This is a genomic window from Lysinibacillus sp. TE18511, from assembly GCF_054062295.1.
In genome coordinates this window covers 1-17,417 of record NZ_JBSSFD010000026.1, presented here as the reverse complement: position 1 = coordinate 17,417, position 17,417 = coordinate 1, and the positions used below count along the sequence as shown (strand labels likewise).

Here is a 17,417-nt window from a genome sequence, read left to right as displayed (position 1 = left end):
CGTTATAGTAAATAACAATTTCATCAAACAATGGAATTGGCGATGACGAGGACACGAGGTTTGAAAAGCGATTTACAGAGAGGGAGGCATTGGCTGAAAGCTTCCTAATGCAGCTATCAAAGCTTACTACCTTTGAGCTGTGCTTGGAAACTTGCACCGTATTTGCAACGTTACTGCAAAATCAATGAGCCACTAGTGCATCTAGTGGGAATTTGGGTGGAACCACGGGTAATCAACACATACTCGTCCCTTTATGGGACGAATATGTGTTTTTTTATTTTAAAAAAGGTTAAAAGGAGTAGAGAACATGTCAAATCAATTAATTAACATTCAATTTCCAGATGGGAAACAACAAGCTTTTTCAAAAGGTGTTACACTAACCGACATTGCACAAGCGATTAGCCCTGCTTTACGCAAAAAAGCAATCGTAGGGAGTGTGAACGGAACCATCATTGATTTGACGCGCCCGATTTTGGAAGATACACAAATTTCCCTGTACGATGCTAGCTCAAAAGAAGGAATTCAGGTTATTCGTCATTCAACAGCCCATTTACTAGCCCAAGCAATTAAGCGTTTATACCCTGATGCTCAATTTGGGGTTGGCCCCGTAATAGAAAATGGCTTTTATTATGATATCGACATTGCGCATTCATTAGCACCTAGTGATTTACAACAAATTGAAAAAATGATGAAGCAAATCGTTCAAGAAAATATACAAATACAGCGCAAAGAAGTAACACGTTCTGAGGCACAGCAGCTATTTGCTCAGGATGCGCTAAAGTTAGAGCTACTAGAGGATATTCCTGAACATGAAGTTGTTACGGTTTATGAACAAGGAGAATTTTACGATTTATGCCGTGGACCGCATGTACCCTCTACAGGAAAAATACAACACTTTAAATTAATGCATGTGTCAGGCGCGTATTGGCGTGGAGATAGTAATAATCAAATGCTTCAACGTATTTATGGAGTAGCATTTGCCTCAAAAAAAGAACTGGAGGAATACTTTGTTTTCTTAGAAGAAGCAGAGAAGCGCAATCACCGTAAGCTTGGAAAAGAGCTAGAGCTTTTTATGTTTTCAGAAGAAGCACCTGGGATGCCGTTTTATTTAGCGAATGGGCAGATAATACGCAATGAATTGGAGTCCTATTTACGTAATTTGCAAACAAAATTTGATTATCAAGAAGTACGGACGCCATTAATGATGAATCAGCGTTTATGGGAACAGTCAGGGCATTGGGATCATTATAAAGAAAATATGTACTTTACACAGGTCGACAACCAGAGTTTCGCATTAAAGCCCATGAATTGCCCTGGTCATATGTTGATCTTTAAAAATGATTTGCATTCATACCGAGATCTTCCGATTCGTATGGCAGAATTCGGTCAAGTTCATCGACATGAATTTAGTGGTGCATTAAATGGACTTTTACGAGTACGAACTTTTTGCCAAGATGATGCACATATTTTTGTCACTCCACAGCAAATTGAGGATGAAATTACGCTTGCTTTGAAAATTATTGATGAAGTGTATCAAGTTTTTGGCTTCCAGTACGACATTGAATTATCAACAAGACCAGATAATTATATGGGCGATATTGAACTTTGGAATCAGGCAGAAGCGGCGTTAGAAAAGGTGCTTCAAAATTTAGGCTTCCCTTATACAATAAATGAAGGTGACGGGGCATTTTATGGACCGAAAATTGATATTCATATTAAAGATGCCATTCATCGTAGTCATCAATGTGCAACGGTGCAGCTCGATTTCCAGCTACCTGAGAAGTTCGATTTAACGTATATCAATGAACAAAATGAAAAAGTAAGACCTGTCGTTATTCATCGAGCAGTATTTGGCTCAATTGATCGCTTCCTAGGTATATTAATAGAGCATTTTAGCGGTGCATTCCCAACATGGCTTGCACCTCAACAAGTAACAGTGATTGGTGTTGCCGATCAGCATCAACGCTATGTACAGCAAGTAGTAGATGCTCTCCAAAAGGAACAAATACGTGTAAAGATCGATAATCGTCAAGAAAAGCTCGGTAAAAAAATTCGTGAAGCGCAACTGAAAAAAATACCGTATATTTTAGTGCTTGGGGATAAGGAAATGGATCAACAAAATGTCACTGTTCGTCAATATGGTCAGCAAGCTTTATCCGAAAAATCAATAGCGCAGTTTATCGAGGAGATTAAGCAAGAGATACAACAAAAAGCTTTATCTTATGAAGGAAATTAAACTACTTTGATGTTTGTATAATAAATAAAAAGGCTTGTAGCTCGTCATCTAGGAGTTCATGTGAAACTAATCGAAATTAGTCACTGCCATAGAGTCGAGCTAAAACAAGCCATGAAAGCAATGTTGTGAAAAACTATTTTTTTAAAATTTACTTAAAATTGTTAGTTTTTTCATTTATTTGCTACTATTAATCAATTTTCAAGCATACAATAAATTAAATAACAAACGAACTATATACGAAAAGGTGCTATTGTTTTGATGTTAATTTCTATTGGATGGTTTGTATCTCAGCATCGATGATAAGGTATTTAAAAAGGATGCTAAAAAATATACTTGTCAATTGGAATGAGTAAAAGTATGTTGAGAGGTCTATTTTTCATGTATACAATTTGAGTTTTTAGATGAAATGTTTCCTCAGCCTGCGGAACACCCTAAAGGCTATGTTTGACGAAAATTCAAGGTAGCATTCGTTATATTCCTCATCAGTACGAAATGATTGATATTGATTATTAGGATATTATTAAGATGTAGTTTCAGATGGTATGCTAAGTGTAGGTGCTGTGTTTTCTACTGAATCTTGAGGCTACGGTAGTAAAAAGTTTGAAATAACGACCAATGTTAACATCGATACTTAGTATTTTTAGGCCTCCTTTTTCGTGCTATAAAGAAGATTTACTGATTGTATTGATGTATACCTAATTGTAGACATGACATCAGGATCTAATGTTTCTTTATAACGGGAACCTAGTACAGGATAAAACTAGTCAAATCATTGAAATATGGGACTGGCTTTACTTTATCGATCGTTTAGTATTTTCAATAAAATACCCCTTGCAATTAGGAAGCGTTTAAATATTTATTTAATAGGACATCTAGTTCTTGACTACAATCTACCACACTAGGATGGGTGAAACCTAAATCCATAGCCTTTCTATACATAATTCTTCTTTTAACTTCAATTTCCATTTTTAAAAATTGTTTACGCGATTTATTTCCCAAGATCTTTTCCTCCTAATTTCTTCTCAATATTCTTGTAATAAAATATTTATATGACCTCGATTCAACTTTTTCATTGTATCTCACTTAAAATGAAAAATATGTCATATTGTGTATAGGGTGAGAAATTCGTAATATAGTCACAGGAAATTATCCTAATTCTTAAAAGAGGGGAAAGATAAAAGGATTCAATATAAAGTATTTCGACCTATTTCGATTTACTTTTATTGTTATTGTATGCATTCTAATGACTTATATACGACTATATTAAAGTTTTTTATTGCTAGACGATAGAAAACGTGTAGAGATAGGTTTAATAGATTTGCAACTTTTTTACTATAAAGATTTAACCTGTATGGAACTTCGTATCTTGTCATAATTTATCAAATAAACTTTTTTGTTGTTTGTTATTGAGGAGATTTCATTTTGTTTAATAATGTTGAGAATTTTCGAAATAAATGGAATAATAGGTAAATAGAGATGTAACATACATTCATTCCTAGAGGAGATTATAATGACCGTAATTTACTTTGTAAGACATGCTCATTCTTCTTATACAGCTGATGAGTACAACCGCCCGCTTTCTGAAAAAGGGTTTGAGGATAGGGAGCGTGTCACTAAATTATTTAAAGATAAAATAATCCACGCAGCCTATTCAAGTCCATATAAAAGAGCCATCCAAACGGTGGAAGGCATAGCGCAAGAACATAATCTACAGATTAATACGATGGATTCTTTAAGAGAACGAATACTATCTAATAGGGAGATCCTTGATTTTGACGATGCCATTTATCAATTATGGAGTCAGCCCAATTTTGCATTTGAGGGTGGTGAATCAAATGAATCCGCAATGGAACGAGCAATTACCACCTTGCAAAAAATAGTACTTGCACATCCAAATGACAATGTAGTAATTGGTACACATGGCAATATAATGGTTTTGATGATGCACTATTTTGATACACAATTTGATTACACTTTTTGGAAGGATCTTGCAATGCCAGATGTCTATGAACTTACATTTGAAAACTTCATGTTAAGGGATGTTCAGAGAATTTGGAGAGAGTAGGATAAGAGAGATAGAACAAGAATTATGTGAACAAATATTGAAGCTAGAAAAGCAATTAATGGATTATAGGAAAGCGGATTTTGAGAATATATTGGCAGATAATTATCGAGAATTTGGAAGTTCGGGCACAATGTATGATAAATTAATACAATTAAATTCGCTGGAGAACGAAGGTGGATTTCAGAATAGCCCATTTGTTGTTAGCGATTTTGCGATTCAGCAATGCTACATATTGTACATTTTCAATTGCAAGCGACAAAAAATCATTAAGAAGCTCAATTTGGGTGTTGTACGACTCAGAGTGGAACATGTATTTTCATCAGGGAACCCAACTTTAAACGCTCGTATGTAATATGACATACGAGCGTTATTGAATTTGGCTGAAATGGCAGCCCCTTATTTCGTTTTATCGAGAATTTTAAATAATTTACTGAGAAAATCAAGAATTTTTATCTTTGCCATTCTTCTCGTAATAAACCAAATAATAGTAGATCATAAAACTTGCCGAAGCGGAAAATCTCATTTCTTAAAGTACCTTCTTTTGTAAAGCCGCATTTTTCATAGGAACGTATTGCTGCTTCATTAAAGCTAAACACCTGAAGCTTAATCTTATTAATGGAAATGTAATTAAATATAAAATGAATAAGGGTTTTCATGGCATCTGTTCCAAGCCCTTTACCTTGCCATTGTTCACCGATTGAAATGCCTACAAAGCATGTGCTATTTTGCCAGTTAATTGCATATACAGCACAGGAGCCGATTAGTTCATTAGATGAATTTTCAAATATCCCGAAGAAAAACTCTTCCTTTTTCCCACTAATACTTTGAAAAAATGAGGAGTGATCCTCAAAGGTTTTTGGAAAGGGGATCTCGTCATTCGCAAGTAATAACGACTTTTTTTCACTTTCAATTTTTACAAATGCTTCTAAGTCAGAAGATGTCATTTGCTGTAAAGTAATAGATTGACCTGTAAGAAATTCTTTAAAATAATTTTCCATTAGTTTGGTTTTCTCCCTTGTTCAAGGGCTGCAGTTAGAGCGATATCCCTTGATTTATTTGTTGAATAAATAAAACATCTACTGCACTTTTCGCACTCATTGGCACATCTCCTTATGTTCGAATACCTTTATAATAGCATTTTTAGAAATTTATAGAAATAATTATTTTCACGTAGCTTTTTTTGAAGGTCGCCAGTTTGTCTGATTATTAATATCTTGTTGCTCCATCCACTGAAGAAAAGTTTCCGTGTCTCGAATATTGTGATCTAATACAGCTTGATAGACATAGATTGAAGGAAGTATTAAAGTTTTCTGTAGCAGGTCTTCTTTTATTTTTAAAATACACTTTCGACGATCAATTGTTAAAGAATCATTCATAAGCGAAACTAAATCTCTTGATAAAGGGCCATTTCGTGTTTCAGAAAACAGCCACATATCAATATTCCAAATGTCTGAAGGAGTATGCTGATATTGTATTTTAAAATAGTACCCATGATAGGCTGTTTCAAAATAATTACGGTACTTTAACTCTAAAACCTTAGGATGGTTAGTTAAATCTGATAGGATCGTCATGGCTTCAGCCGGATTAGGACTGACACTAAAGGTTTCGATATCGATGTCTTGATCTACTAGCAAATCATAGGCCGTAGCTCCAACAACATATGCTTGTCCGATTTTATTCCATTTTTCTAATAACGCCAATTCGTTTAGAATTGTCAAGGCAGTTTCTTTTCGCTCTTGCGCTCTCTTTAATATTTCCAAAATTTACACCTACCCTTAAATTTATTTCTAAATCATGTTAGAATACATTATATTTGTCATTTGTTCAATATTTTATTAGGAACAAAACAAGGGTTTTTTTTGCTGCTGTATGCCCATTTTTAGTTGATTAATAGAATATGATGTACTAATGCTATGAACAATATAAGACAGAAAGAAGGAATAATACATGCGTACTTTTACTCCATATTTTAATGGTCTAATGAAATACTTACCTGAAGAGGAGCACCTTCAATTACAACGGGCAATCGGAGCAACAGAGTCTCAAATACAATTGTTGCTTGAAGTATTTCCAGAGTGTCCGGAGTCACTTATGAATCTATTAAAGGATGTTAATGGAACGTACTATTGTAAGCATGGTGATGAAACGATTTGTGTACTTGTACTCGGCTCGGGTCTTGATGAATATCCATATTATTTAAAGTCCGTAGAGCAAATCATTAAAGATTACCGAGTAGAAGATAGTGTAAGTATTTATGATCGTTATAAAGATTTTTTAGATTGGGTGGAAGTGGATGAGCGTATTAATCTTCACGTACCGCTAAAAGAACGATTATGCTTTTCGGATTGCATGAACAATGGGGGTACGTCTAGTTTATATATTGACTTCAAGCCGAATGATTGTGGGGTAGTAGGACAAGTGATTCGCTATATGCATGACCCAGATAGCTATGAAGTGATTGCACCTTCCTTTGAGGCATATTTACAGCAGCTGATGGATGGGGAGTATGAATTTACTGCGCTCTATGAGGAGGACTACGACTAATGTCGGAAGGGAAAGCTTCTATGAGATTAAAGTTTCTAGAAGAAAATGATGATCACTTGCTTGAACGATATACCCTAACAAAGGAGCAACTTCGCTATACGAAGTCTCCAATGGATTGCATTGAATTAGTGAAGCAGGACAAAAACCGCCATGCGATTTTGGCATTAGACGGAGACAAGCTCGTAACTTTCTTTGTGCTCCATGAAAAAGAAGGTGTCAAGCCATATTCCTCTAATAAACAAGCAATATTAATCCGTGCCTTTTCTACAGACTTTTTTGAACAAGGTAAAGGCTATGCGAAAGCAACTTTACAGCTATTGCCGGACTTTGTTACGAAGCATTTTCCTCATGTAAATGAGCTTGTATTAGGCGTTAATTTACCGAATACTGCTGCACAGGCATTGTATAAAAAATGTGGATTTGTCGATGAAGGCAAGATGGCAGTTGGATTTACGGACATTAAAGTGATGAGTTATTACATAAGTGAGTCACAAGTAATCGAAGCATGTATGGAGCAATTTGAGGAGATATGTGCGATTGATCAAGATGTAATTGGAGATTTCTCAAGAAGTGAAACTATTCGCACAGCCGTTCAAGAAAAACGTTGTCTTATTCAACAGTCCGAACAGGGGATTGCTGGTTTTCTCATTTTTACAAATGACTTTTTTGACAATAACTTTATTTCACTAATCATCGTCAAGCCATCTGAGAGACGAAAGGGTGTTGCTACTGCATTATTACCTTTTTATGTAGAAATGGCAGACACAAGAAAAATATTTTCTTCTACGAACCAATCAAATACGGGTATGCATAAAGTATTTGAAGCTGCAGGATTTGTAAAAAGTGGCTATATTGAAAACTTAGACGATGATGATCCAGAGATTATCTATGTGAAAATGAAATAAATGGCAAGTCTCGTAGAATGTTTACTGCGAGACTTGCCATTCGTTATTTTCTTGCCTTTATGAATAAAAAGGAAGGGCGACTAATCTCTTTTTTGAGAGAAGGCAGCTGTTGCATAGCTTCATCGCTAGGAATCGGTTCTAGTATTTTTTCAATCGTCAAGCCATGCGCGATTAAGGTATTGATTATTGTAGAAACACTGCGGTGATATTTGACAACGCCATCTACAAACCACGTTTGCTCACGCTTGCCCTCATCGTGGTAATGGTCGACTGCATAATCGCTTCTATTACCATGTTCATCATAAAACCAGTTGCCCTCTATCGTTTTACGAGCTGTAACAATCGGGTGCTCAACTGAGAAAATAAACAAGCCATTAGGACGAAGCATTCTTGTAATGTTTTCAATTACGCAATTGAAATCAGCTATATAATGTAAGGAAAGAGAGCTTGTAATACAATCAAAGCTTTCTGGGGCCGCATGATAATCCTCTAATGCTTGCAAATGGTAGTCTATGTTTGCATGAGCATGTTCACGTTGAGCAATTGACAGCATATTTTTGGAAACATCAATGGCTGTTACATGCTTTGCGCCATTTTCAATACAATAGTATGCGAATTCTCCCATTCCACAACCGATATCAAGCATTTGTAAATGGATTAAATCAGGGAGCAATGATTTGAATGCTGGTTGCTCCAGTAAATGGTTATAGTTATAAGGTGTTTGCCGTAATTTCCGGTATTGTCGGAAAAATTCTAGATGATCATAAATGTTTTGTTTCATGTCAAACCTCCACTAGTTTTACATAACGTTATGTAACATTTGCGCATAATTATTGTCCCATAGCTATTGAAAAAGAAATAGACTTATATTTCAAATTTTAGTAAGATGTAGATAGAGGCATGTCAATTTTTTGCAATTAGAGCTGACCTAAAAGTAAATATAGAATGGTTAAAGAAATTCTATAATGTAATTTTTGATTTAAAGGTAAAAATCTGCGTAGACTCCTGCGGGAAAAGCAAGAGCAAGAGACCCAACAGGGAGCGTTAGCGACCGATGCGGCTCGTGTCTTGCCCACGGAAAGCGAAGCGGATTTTTACCTTTTACAATTATGCTAGAATTCTTATGAAGGACTTTTTAGAAAAAAACCTTATTTTTTTATGATGAAATCGGGGAGGGAGTTAACTGAAAAAATATGTAATATTGTCTTCCACTTTATGTATATATGTCCTCACCATTGTGGTTCATTTTTTCTTGAATTCTTTTGAAAATGGAAGAGCCTTTTTAGGATTTACAATGATAATTCCACTCCTTGCCGTTTTCCTCGTTCAAAAAATGGGGAGAGGGCTACCTATTCTTAAAACATTTTCTTTGACATGTCCCTCGAATAAATGGGTATTCATAAGCATTATTGTGCCGATCATAATGGGCATTGGGCTTCATACCTATTTTTATGTCACACATGGAGATTTTTTTCTCATTACTAAACCTTCGCAATTCATAGCCTTACTACTTATAGGACTTACGATTAGTGCGTTTTCTGCATTAGTGGAGGAAGTGGTATGGCGGGGGAATTATCATTATTATTTGCGTCAACGTTTTAGTTTTTGGCCTACTGCTTTGTTCATAGGTGTGATTTGGTCATTATGGCATTTGCCCATCGCCTTATTATACAAATCCTATACAACACCCGTTCTTTCAGTTCCTGTATATTTGTTCATACTTTTTGCATTGTCACTAGTACTTTCTATTATAAGAGAAGTTGCTAATTATTCCAGTCGCACTATTACATGGCATGATGAATGTTTTTTATTTGAGTGATGGCCAACAAATGTCTGTGACAACAGATTTTCAAGAATGGCTAAAATGTATCGGAATAGTATTACTGTGCATTGTTTGTATCCTCCTTTCGCGTCATAAAATTGTAACAATTCAAAAAAATAAAAGCGTTTAAAGGGAAATGATGGCACTTTTTTTAATGAATGACGTTATTTTCATTGGGAGTAAATAGGATCATCGCCAAAAATTGTGGATGACATCTGTCAAAACTTATGGCATGCATATAGTTGATTGGAGTGGAGACTGGGGAACTCCTTGGGGATCAGCGATAGAGGAACGAAGGCTAAAAACATCACGTCCTGTGATAACGCCTTCGTGACCAACATCGGTGCTGCTGCCGCTACGTTAGCACTACGCTTTCGCGCAAAAAACATCTGTTGGCCCGAGACCCTGGAGCGAAGCGAAGCGGCTCATCGGACGCCCCCAGGAAAGCGCCCAGTCGGAACGGAAATCAACCACACGTTATGGTGATGCGCCAGTAAATATCTAGCCTCCCAAATAATACATTGGAGGTTTTTACATTGAGTAAAGAAGAATTATTGAGTTTGAGTAGTAATTCATTGTTCGTGGCCTTTATTTTACTGCTAATCGCTATTATACCGATTGGACTTGCCGTGAAATCAAAAGGAAAAATGTTTGGTAAAGTAGGGCTTATACTTACCTATATTGCCTTTACTTTGCAACTAGTTTATTTTGTTCTAAGGTGGATTGCTGTTGACCACGCACCTGTTAGTAATATGTATGAGTTTATGACGTTTTTTGGCATCATGCTTACGGGTAGTTATTTGATTATTCATTTTTTATATAAGCAAATCGTGGTTGGCTTGTTCACCATTCCTGTGTCATTAATTATTCTCGGTTATGGAAGTGTTTTTACAAAAGAAGTTTCACCACTTGTTCCATCGCTGCAAAGTCACTGGTTAACGATTCACGTTATGACCGTTGCATTTTCAAGTGCTATACTATCGATTTCGTTCGCAACAGGTATTATTTATTTATTAAGAACATTAGATGTTTCTAAATTTTCGATTCGTACATTTGCCTTGGAATTTGTAATGTATTGTTTAGTTGTCGTGATTGGCTTTATCGGTGTGGGCACTTATTTTAACTTAGCAGCAGATAAAATCGAGGTTCATTTTGAAAATGTACAAGAAAAAGAAGAAACAGCCGTTTATACGATGAAGCCGCTCATTGTCACGAAAGACGCAGTAACATCTAGTGGGGAACAGGTTGGCGTTTTACAGATTACAAATAAGATAGACGCGAAGAAATTGAATTCGATCGTATGGGCATTTATAGCTGGAACGATTTTATATGCTGTAATTGTACTCATTGCGAGAAGACCATTAATTGTTTTATTAAAGCCATTAACAAACCGTGTACAACCAGCATTAATAGATGAGATTACATATCGAGCCGTTGTTATAGGTTTTCCGTTGTTTGCTTTAGGAGGACTTTTGTTTGCCATGATTTGGGCACAGATTGCCTGGAGTAGGTATTGGGGCTGGGACCCTAAGGAAGTATGGGCTCTAATTACGTTTTTATTTTATGCTGCTTTCCTTCATTTACGACTTTCTAAAGGTTGGGAAGGGGAGAGGACAGCTTGGTTAGCGATTGTTGGATTTGGCATTATCGTTTTTAATCAGGTATTTGTGAATTTAGTCATTGCAGGTTTACATTCTTATGCATAAGAGGCTGCATTCATTTATGTTAGAACTTAAAAAGAGACATCCGCAATTGGGATGTCTCTTGAATTTGCATTTGTTTATTATAAAGCTGGAATTAAAGCTTTACAACATTCGTTGCTTGTGGTCCGCGGTTTCCTTCTTCTACGCCGAATTCCACTTTTTGACCTTCTTCTAAACTTTTAAAGCCCTCTGATTGAATTGCAGAGAAATGTACGAATACATCATTTCCACCTTCTACCTCGATAAAGCCAAAACCTTTTTCTGCGTTAAACCATTTTACTGTACCTTGTGTCATGTGAACACCCTCCTAAAAAAATTCAACAATCAAATTCCTTCAACGCTCGCAAAGAATCACGAATTCAAAAGCTCGTATTACTTTTGAATACGTGATTTTAATGATTAAGATGAAGTAATATAATTATTTTTTTTATTATATAACAAATTCGTATATTTATCCAGTATATTCCGTTTTTAGAAAGAAAAATTTACATCGCATCGTTTTTGGCTCATTACAGCAAAAGGGTTTCGTCTGTGCGAAAGCGAAGCGACAGTAGCAGGATGTTGGTCACGAAGGGGTTATCACAGGACGTGATGTTCTTAGCCTTCGTTCCTCTATCGCTAATTCCCAAGGAGTCGCCCAGTCTCCACTACAATCAACGTATATACAAACCATACGTTTTAACAAATGTCATCCACTACTTTTGGTGATGAGCCTCGTTTTTCTATATTATTAATTGATCCATGCTTTCTCTTTAGCGACAATGACTGCCTCTGCACGAGATTCTACATTTAGTTTGACAAAAAGTTTGGATAAATAGTTTTCAACGGTGCGTTGAGTAACCCCTATGGCTGAAGCGATTGCTTTATTCGTACAGCCTTGTGCGACAAGCTGTAAAATTTCTTGCTCCTTGTCGCTTAGTAAAACGTCTTGCTGAGCATTTGATCGATTGGTGCGCTGATGTACAAAATCTAAAAAATCTGCTGCTAATAAGATTTCACCTCTTAATGCGGCTTGAATCGTTTGAATCACTTGCTCTTTCGTGGCAAGCTTGGATAATAGACCATCGACTTTTTTCTCGATAAGTAGTTCGTAATAATCGGAAAGTTCGTATCCAGTATAGAGTAAAATAAGTGCTTCTGGTTGCTTTTTCTTAATCATTTCTGAAAGCTGGATGCCGTTGAGTGGTTTCATATTAATATCAATCAAAAATAATTGGAAATCTTGAGCATCCATTCTCGACAGTACAGAAGCACTATCCTGCTCAGTGTCTATACGAACATTTGTTAAATCCTGTAATAATGTTTTTGTACCATCTAAAACCACAGGATGGTCATCGACAATTAGAATATCAATCATTTGATTTCACGTCCTCTTGTATTTGAATAAATATATGCATTCCTTCATTTTGGCTGGAGGTGATGGCGATATTTCCATTGAAAGCACGGACACGTTCTCGAATACCGTTAATGCCCATAGAAGTTGAAGATTGCAGTAAATCTTCAATATTACAGCCAATGCCATTATCGTCGTATTGGAGGATAAAACCACGATGGGTCGCTTGTAGTTTTAGTGATACCTCGGTAGCCTCAGCATGCTTGATCGCATTATTTAAAAGTTCTTGCACTAGGCGATAAACGACTAAATGTAAGGTTGCATCATGGAATTGAACCCGTTCTATTTGCGTGGTTAACATAAAGTCGGCACGTATTTTCACTTTTTGTATCAGTTTTTTTAAGGCCATTTGTAACCCAAATGTGTCGAGCAAAGGAGGGCTTAGATTCTCGCAATATTCACGTAAATCTTTCGTTGCATTTAGTAATTGCTCCCGAATATTTAAAACTTTTTCCTTTTTTATCATCGATGAGCCAGCTAGCACATCTAATTCTCTCGCTATATGAAGCTGCTCTTGCAAAATAGTGTCATGTAATTCTTGTGCTAAAATACTCTTTTCTTTTTCAGTAATCGTCCATAACAATTTATCGAGCCAAGGAAGCTGTGTATCATGGTTATCCTTCATATGCTGTATTTCACACACTAAATCTTCAATGAGCTTTAAACTATCAATAAACATTGAAACATAGAGTGCAAGTAACTCCAACCAAAGACGTTCTTCTTTGTGTAGGGCATGTCTAATTTTTAAAATAATCTTTTCTTCACCCGTATCATGTAATAACAGATAAGTCCTGTCAGTCTCTGCGCTAACTTCACCAGGGCTAATTGGCACATCTTCCGCTATTGTTGTAATAGTAAAGGATGCAGTACCAAGCTTTTCTATTATTTCATATTTAAACAGATTAAGTAATTCTTGCTGATTTTTTGCTTTACCCATACGGTTAACGGCACCATATAAATTATGTACATAATTTCCAGTAGAAGAGAAGATAACTTTCCGATACTTATAATCAAGCTGCTCCTTAATATAGAAACAAGCAACGAAAATAAGGAAAGTAAGGATAAAGACACTCGTAATTTTAACAATCGACAATTGGTCTAAAAACACGATCATCAAGCTCGAAGACAATATTAATGTACTAAAAAAGGCTAGTGTTGAATAATAACGTAAACGAGATAATTGATATTCAATATCGAATAATCGTTCATTCACTTGAATGAAGATAAAAGAAAAAGGAATAAACAATAAAAATAATGCAGCTAAGTCAGATTTTAAAATAGGTTGATGCCCTAATATTTCAGGTATGACGAAAAAAAGTAAAAAGGGCAGAAATGGAGTTATAAATGCAATAGCGATAAGACGGATCTTGGCCAATTTCGTTCGTATGTAACTCGTTAGTAAAATATAGATGGCATAAAGTACAAGAACAGCAAACATAGCAAGGTTTACGATACCCGCTATATTAAATTCGGAATTAAATACTTCAATGAGAATAAAGCAAGGTATAAGTAGCAGTATTCCATATAGCCATTTGGTATTGATATAGGGCCATTTTATATGAAGATAGCGGAAATAGTATTGTAAAAAGTGAATAAATATCACAAGGCATAAATCAATACAAATACCTATGATTAACCTTCCGATTACATCTCCTCTAGCTGAGGCTCCTGTACTTATATAGGCTAGTGAACATGTTAATAAAAATAATATTAGTAAATTTGTTAGTTGATGATCTTTCTTACTTTGCCATAAGTAGATGGCAACGATAAAAGATAAGATGAAATAAAATAGTGGAAAGATAACTTGTAAATATAATTCTTCGGGAATATCTTTATGCTGAACTAAAATATTGTGAATATCGCCATTTGGCTTGGAAATGGTTAGCTCATTTGCACTTCTAGCGAGAGAATAGCGCTGAATTGACCTAAAATCTTGTGCTGGCTTGCCATCGATTGTTAGTAAAATATCACCTTTTTCAATGTTTTGTTGCTGTGCCCAGTCAGGATAATAGAAATCAACAATCACTGGTTGTCCGCTAGTTGTGTCTACGGAAATACTAATAAAAGGTACTCGTATTGCTACTACGAGCACATAAATACCAAGAAGTAGGTATGTTATAAAAACACTATATGTCCATTTGCTCATCATTCTCTCGTCTTTTTGCATAATCGAAATGCCCCGTTCTTCATTATGTATGCTATATATTATCCATAATTTTTGGTAATTTTGGAATACCGAAATATGGTGTTTCGGAAAACCACTATTACTTTTTCGGAATAACGAAATAGTCTTTTCGGAGAAGGATATGATAGTGTAAACCTAGCATATGTGACGAAAAGGGGGAGCGTTGCATGAAAAAGCGTGGATTGTCACTGATCCTTTTTTTTCTAGTCGTCATAATGTCGTACCCAATGACAACTATCGCTAAGAACTTTGAAAATGATGTGGTGAAAGTAGATATTTGCATTAGCGGGGGTGACAATCATTTTGTTTATAAGATTCCAAAACATTTACATGATAATACGCCGTATTATGAAATGAAGAATAACATTGAATCTTCATTAGCGAGGCATTGGAAGGTCGGGGATGCCCATTATGAAGCCCAACAGTCGGAAGTTACGTATACTTTTTTTATTAATGATTTAATTCATGAACAACAAGATGGGCAGATGAAGGTAGCGATACCCTATAATATTTTACTAGGAATGTTTGGCGAAAATGATGCCATTCAATTACGTATTTTGGCGAGCAAACTAACTAACTGGAAAGTCAACACAACGGATTGGACAACTCTCGGCTTTGTGGAACCGCTCAGTTACTTTAGTGATCAGGAATATGTATTTGAGGGAGCGGTTAACGAGCTATTACAACAGCGAGTAGGACATTTTAATGGAACAGTTATTAAAGGTCAAATGATGCTACATTGTATCATTTATTTTAACTTTATGATTGCACAGCTTATTGCCTGTATACTTTTATCAAGGCACTTTAAAAAGAGAATTATTGAAGATCCAGAAACGATGCATCAGTTCCGAAAGCTCAAATATATGTATCAAATCATTCCGTTAATGATTATTGTTGTGCAAATTGTTTTTCTAGTCATGTCAGGGTTAGTGACTGCGTTTGGGCTTTATTTTAACCCAGGCATGGATCTATTATTTATTTTTGGCCCTATTGTATTTAATATTATTTTGTTGCCAATGTTTTTCTTCACGACTGCAAGCGAAATTTCAAAGGAGCTAGAATACAATTCCTTTGGCTCAGGCTTGTAAACATGGAATGATTGTTTTTATTTTTGGTCGACCAAATGTAGTTATTAGATTATAATGGTCAACAGCATACTTGAAGGAGCTGTTGATTGACATGACGCACCCAGAAATCGCGTACTTAAATTTACTACAACATATATTAGATAATGGAGTTAAAAGAGAAGATCGTACAGGAACAGGTACATATAGTGTATTTGGCTATCAAATGCGATTTGATTTAAGTAAAGGTTTTCCTCTTTTAACGACTAAACGTGTACCTTTCAAGCTTGTAGCAAGTGAGCTACTTTGGTTTATTAAAGGGGATACAAATATTCGTTATCTACTGAAAAACAACAATCATATTTGGGATGAATGGGCTTTTAAAAAATGGGTTGAGTCTGATGAATATTCAGGCCCTGATATGACGGATTTTGGACGTCGTTGCTTAGTGGACGAGTCTTTTAATGCCGTCTATCAACAAGAGTTAGCATCGTTTTGTGGGCGAATTTTAACAGACGATGAATTTGCACGTCAATACGGGGAGCTTGGGAATGTTTACGGTAAGCAGTGGCGTAATTGGACAACATCAACAGGAGAAAGTATTGACCAATTACAAGATGTGATCCACCAAATTAAGCACAATCCAGATTCACGACGCATTATTGTCAATGCATGGAATCCTGAGGATGTCATCAATGCTGGAGCGAAAGGCAGTAAAGCCGCATTACCTCCGTGTCATGTAATGTTTCAATTTTATGTGGCGAATGGTAAGTTAAGCTGTCAGCTAATGCAAAGAAGTCTTGATACATTGTTGGGCTGTCCATTTAATATTGCGTCCTATGCATTACTGACACATTTAATTGCCCATGAATGTGGCTTAGAAGTTGGCGAATTTATTCATAGCATTGGGGATGCTCATATATATTTAAATCACGTGGAGCAAGTGAACGAACAGCTATCACGCGAGCCTAAGGAACTACCAACCTTAAAAATCAATCCGGATAAAACGTCAATTTTTGATATAGAACTCGAAGATCTTTCTATTGAGGGCTATGATCCACATCCTGCAATTAAAGCACCAATTGCCGTATAACCTGAAACAGCAGCCGATTTTGGTTGCTGTTTTTTTATGAAGATCGGAGCGATGTATAGAAGAATTGAATCGACCGATAGAAAAGCCTGAGCGACGGATAGAATTCAGATCGATGGATAAAAAAAGCCAGTGCGATGGATTGAAGAGGCAAAAAAACAGATAGAACCTGCAAAGTGATGGATAGAATCAGAGCGACTGAATGCTGAGGTAGAGCGATGGAAAGAAAGGCGAGAGCGACGGAAAGAAAGGCCAGAGCGACGGAAAGAACAGGCCAAACGACGGATAGAACCCTCAAAGTGACGGAAAGAAGTGAGAGCGACGGAAAGAACAGGCCAAACGACGGATAGAACCCTCAAAGTGACGGAAAGAAGTGAGAGCGACGGAAAGAAAGGCCAGAGCGACGGAAA

The 17,417-nt window shown here is 36.1% G+C and carries 17 protein-coding genes and 1 pseudogene; 10 read left to right on the top strand and 8 right to left on the bottom strand.

Annotation, left to right across the window (positions count from 1 at the left end; all coding sequences use genetic code 11):
• Positions 1 to 307: 307 nt before the first annotated feature.
• Positions 308 to 2,236 (top strand): threonine--tRNA ligase, encoded by a 1,929-nt coding sequence (thrS, locus tag ACVWXS_RS17215; RefSeq protein WP_456959310.1) that lies wholly within the window; start codon positions 308 to 310, stop codon positions 2,234 to 2,236.
• 837 nt (positions 2,237 to 3,073) lie between these two features.
• Here thrS and ACVWXS_RS17210 read toward each other — a convergent pair.
• The gene (locus tag ACVWXS_RS17210; RefSeq protein WP_068984465.1) at positions 3,074 to 3,202 is read right to left on the bottom strand and encodes an aspartyl-phosphate phosphatase Spo0E family protein; all 129 of its coding nucleotides are present in this window, start codon (positions 3,200 to 3,202) and stop codon (positions 3,074 to 3,076) included.
• A gap of 544 nt (positions 3,203 to 3,746) precedes the next feature.
• Here ACVWXS_RS17210 and ACVWXS_RS17205 point away from each other — a divergent pair.
• Complete coding sequence (locus ACVWXS_RS17205) at positions 3,747 to 4,301, top strand: histidine phosphatase family protein (protein WP_456959309.1); 555 nt, start codon at positions 3,747 to 3,749, stop codon at positions 4,299 to 4,301.
• 449 nt (positions 4,302 to 4,750) lie between these two features.
• Here ACVWXS_RS17205 and ACVWXS_RS17200 read toward each other — a convergent pair whose 3' ends face one another.
• Positions 4,751 to 5,299: a GNAT family N-acetyltransferase gene (locus ACVWXS_RS17200; RefSeq protein WP_456959307.1), complete on the bottom strand. Its 549-nt coding sequence runs from the start codon at positions 5,297 to 5,299 to the stop codon at positions 4,751 to 4,753.
• A 168-nt stretch (positions 5,300 to 5,467) separates the two neighbouring features.
• Positions 5,468 to 6,061: a hypothetical protein gene (locus tag ACVWXS_RS17195; RefSeq protein ID WP_456959306.1), complete on the bottom strand. Its 594-nt coding sequence runs from the start codon at positions 6,059 to 6,061 to the stop codon at positions 5,468 to 5,470.
• Between the two features lie 187 nt (positions 6,062 to 6,248).
• Here ACVWXS_RS17195 and ACVWXS_RS17190 point away from each other — a divergent pair, with 187 nt between their 5' ends.
• From ACVWXS_RS17190 to ACVWXS_RS17180, 3 genes and pseudogenes are all read left to right on the top strand, one after another.
• Positions 6,249 to 6,845: an SMI1/KNR4 family protein gene (locus tag ACVWXS_RS17190; protein WP_456959304.1), complete on the top strand. Its 597-nt coding sequence runs from the start codon at positions 6,249 to 6,251 to the stop codon at positions 6,843 to 6,845.
• Positions 6,846 to 6,865: 20 nt separating this feature from the next.
• Positions 6,866 to 7,342, top strand: a pseudogene (locus tag ACVWXS_RS17185) (GNAT family N-acetyltransferase); the annotation flags it as partial.
• 12 nt (positions 7,343 to 7,354) lie between these two features.
• Complete coding sequence (locus tag ACVWXS_RS17180) at positions 7,355 to 7,750, top strand: GNAT family N-acetyltransferase (RefSeq protein ID WP_456959386.1); 396 nt, start codon at positions 7,355 to 7,357, stop codon at positions 7,748 to 7,750.
• 43 nt (positions 7,751 to 7,793) lie between these two features.
• On the opposite strand, the gene ACVWXS_RS17175 is transcribed toward ACVWXS_RS17180, so the two are convergent.
• Entirely contained in the window at positions 7,794 to 8,531 is a 738-nt protein-coding gene (locus ACVWXS_RS17175; RefSeq protein ID WP_456959303.1) for a class I SAM-dependent methyltransferase, read from the bottom strand.
• Between the two features lie 471 nt (positions 8,532 to 9,002).
• On the opposite strand from ACVWXS_RS17175, the gene ACVWXS_RS17170 reads away from it, so the two are divergent.
• The 3 genes from ACVWXS_RS17170 to ccsB all read left to right on the top strand — a co-directional run bounded on the left by ACVWXS_RS17170 (position 9,003) and on the right by ccsB (position 11,278).
• Positions 9,003 to 9,569 carry a CPBP family glutamic-type intramembrane protease gene (locus ACVWXS_RS17170; protein WP_456959302.1) on the top strand — a complete coding sequence of 189 codons (567 nt, stop codon included), beginning with the start codon at positions 9,003 to 9,005 and terminating at the stop codon, positions 9,567 to 9,569.
• A 249-nt stretch (positions 9,570 to 9,818) separates the two neighbouring features.
• Positions 9,819 to 10,058 (top strand): hypothetical protein, encoded by a 240-nt coding sequence (locus tag ACVWXS_RS17165; protein WP_456959301.1) that lies wholly within the window; start codon positions 9,819 to 9,821, stop codon positions 10,056 to 10,058.
• A 50-nt stretch (positions 10,059 to 10,108) separates the two neighbouring features.
• Positions 10,109 to 11,278, top strand: coding sequence for a c-type cytochrome biogenesis protein CcsB (gene ccsB / locus ACVWXS_RS17160; protein ID WP_368634646.1), 1,170 nt, complete (start codon positions 10,109 to 10,111; stop codon positions 11,276 to 11,278).
• Positions 11,279 to 11,369: 91 nt separating this feature from the next.
• Here ccsB and ACVWXS_RS17155 read toward each other — a convergent pair whose 3' ends face one another.
• The 3 genes from ACVWXS_RS17155 to ACVWXS_RS17145 form a co-directional block, all read right to left on the bottom strand.
• On the bottom strand, positions 11,370 to 11,570 hold the full coding sequence (locus ACVWXS_RS17155; protein WP_368634647.1) for a cold-shock protein: 201 nt from the start codon (positions 11,568 to 11,570) through the stop codon (positions 11,370 to 11,372).
• 435 nt (positions 11,571 to 12,005) lie between these two features.
• Entirely contained in the window at positions 12,006 to 12,632 is a 627-nt protein-coding gene (locus ACVWXS_RS17150) for a response regulator (protein WP_368634648.1), read from the bottom strand.
• A complete protein-coding gene (locus ACVWXS_RS17145) occupies positions 12,625 to 14,835 on the bottom strand; it encodes an ATP-binding protein (protein ID WP_456959300.1) in 2,211 nt (736 codons plus the stop codon). Before ACVWXS_RS17145 ends, ACVWXS_RS17150 begins: the two co-directional genes overlap by 8 nt.
• Before the next feature lie 185 nt (positions 14,836 to 15,020).
• On the opposite strand from ACVWXS_RS17145, the gene ACVWXS_RS17140 reads away from it, so the two are divergent.
• Both ACVWXS_RS17140 and ACVWXS_RS17135 read left to right on the top strand, forming a co-directional pair.
• On the top strand, positions 15,021 to 15,941 hold the full coding sequence (locus tag ACVWXS_RS17140) for a hypothetical protein (RefSeq protein WP_456959299.1): 921 nt from the start codon (positions 15,021 to 15,023) through the stop codon (positions 15,939 to 15,941).
• Positions 15,942 to 16,032: 91 nt separating this feature from the next.
• The gene (locus tag ACVWXS_RS17135) at positions 16,033 to 17,010 is read left to right on the top strand and encodes a thymidylate synthase (protein ID WP_456959297.1); all 978 of its coding nucleotides are present in this window, start codon (positions 16,033 to 16,035) and stop codon (positions 17,008 to 17,010) included.
• 104 nt (positions 17,011 to 17,114) lie between these two features.
• Here the strand turns inward: ACVWXS_RS17135 and ACVWXS_RS17130 are convergent.
• Positions 17,115 to 17,417 (bottom strand): hypothetical protein (locus ACVWXS_RS17130; RefSeq protein ID WP_456959296.1); only part of this gene is annotated, 303 nt, incomplete at its 5' end.

Coding starts and splice junctions, on each gene's coding strand:
- thrS (WP_456959310.1), top strand. CDS start 308: ATGTCAAATCAATTAATTAACATTCAATTTCCAGATGGGAAACAACAA.
- ACVWXS_RS17210 (WP_068984465.1), bottom strand. CDS start 3,202: ATGGAAATTGAAGTTAAAAGAAGAATTATGTATAGAAAGGCTATGGAT.
- ACVWXS_RS17205 (WP_456959309.1), top strand. CDS start 3,747: ATGACCGTAATTTACTTTGTAAGACATGCTCATTCTTCTTATACAGCT.
- ACVWXS_RS17200 (WP_456959307.1), bottom strand. CDS start 5,299: ATGGAAAATTATTTTAAAGAATTTCTTACAGGTCAATCTATTACTTTA.
- ACVWXS_RS17190 (WP_456959304.1), top strand. CDS start 6,249: ATGCGTACTTTTACTCCATATTTTAATGGTCTAATGAAATACTTACCT.
- ACVWXS_RS17180 (WP_456959386.1), top strand. CDS start 7,355: ATGGAGCAATTTGAGGAGATATGTGCGATTGATCAAGATGTAATTGGA.
- ACVWXS_RS17175 (WP_456959303.1), bottom strand. CDS start 8,531: ATGAAACAAAACATTTATGATCATCTAGAATTTTTCCGACAATACCGG.
- ACVWXS_RS17155 (WP_368634647.1), bottom strand. CDS start 11,570: ATGACACAAGGTACAGTAAAATGGTTTAACGCAGAAAAAGGTTTTGGC.
- ACVWXS_RS17150 (WP_368634648.1), bottom strand. CDS start 12,632: ATGATTGATATTCTAATTGTCGATGACCATCCTGTGGTTTTAGATGGT.
- ACVWXS_RS17145 (WP_456959300.1), bottom strand. CDS start 14,835: ATGCAAAAAGACGAGAGAATGATGAGCAAATGGACATATAGTGTTTTT.
- ACVWXS_RS17140 (WP_456959299.1), top strand. CDS start 15,021: ATGAAAAAGCGTGGATTGTCACTGATCCTTTTTTTTCTAGTCGTCATA.
- ACVWXS_RS17135 (WP_456959297.1), top strand. CDS start 16,033: ATGACGCACCCAGAAATCGCGTACTTAAATTTACTACAACATATATTA.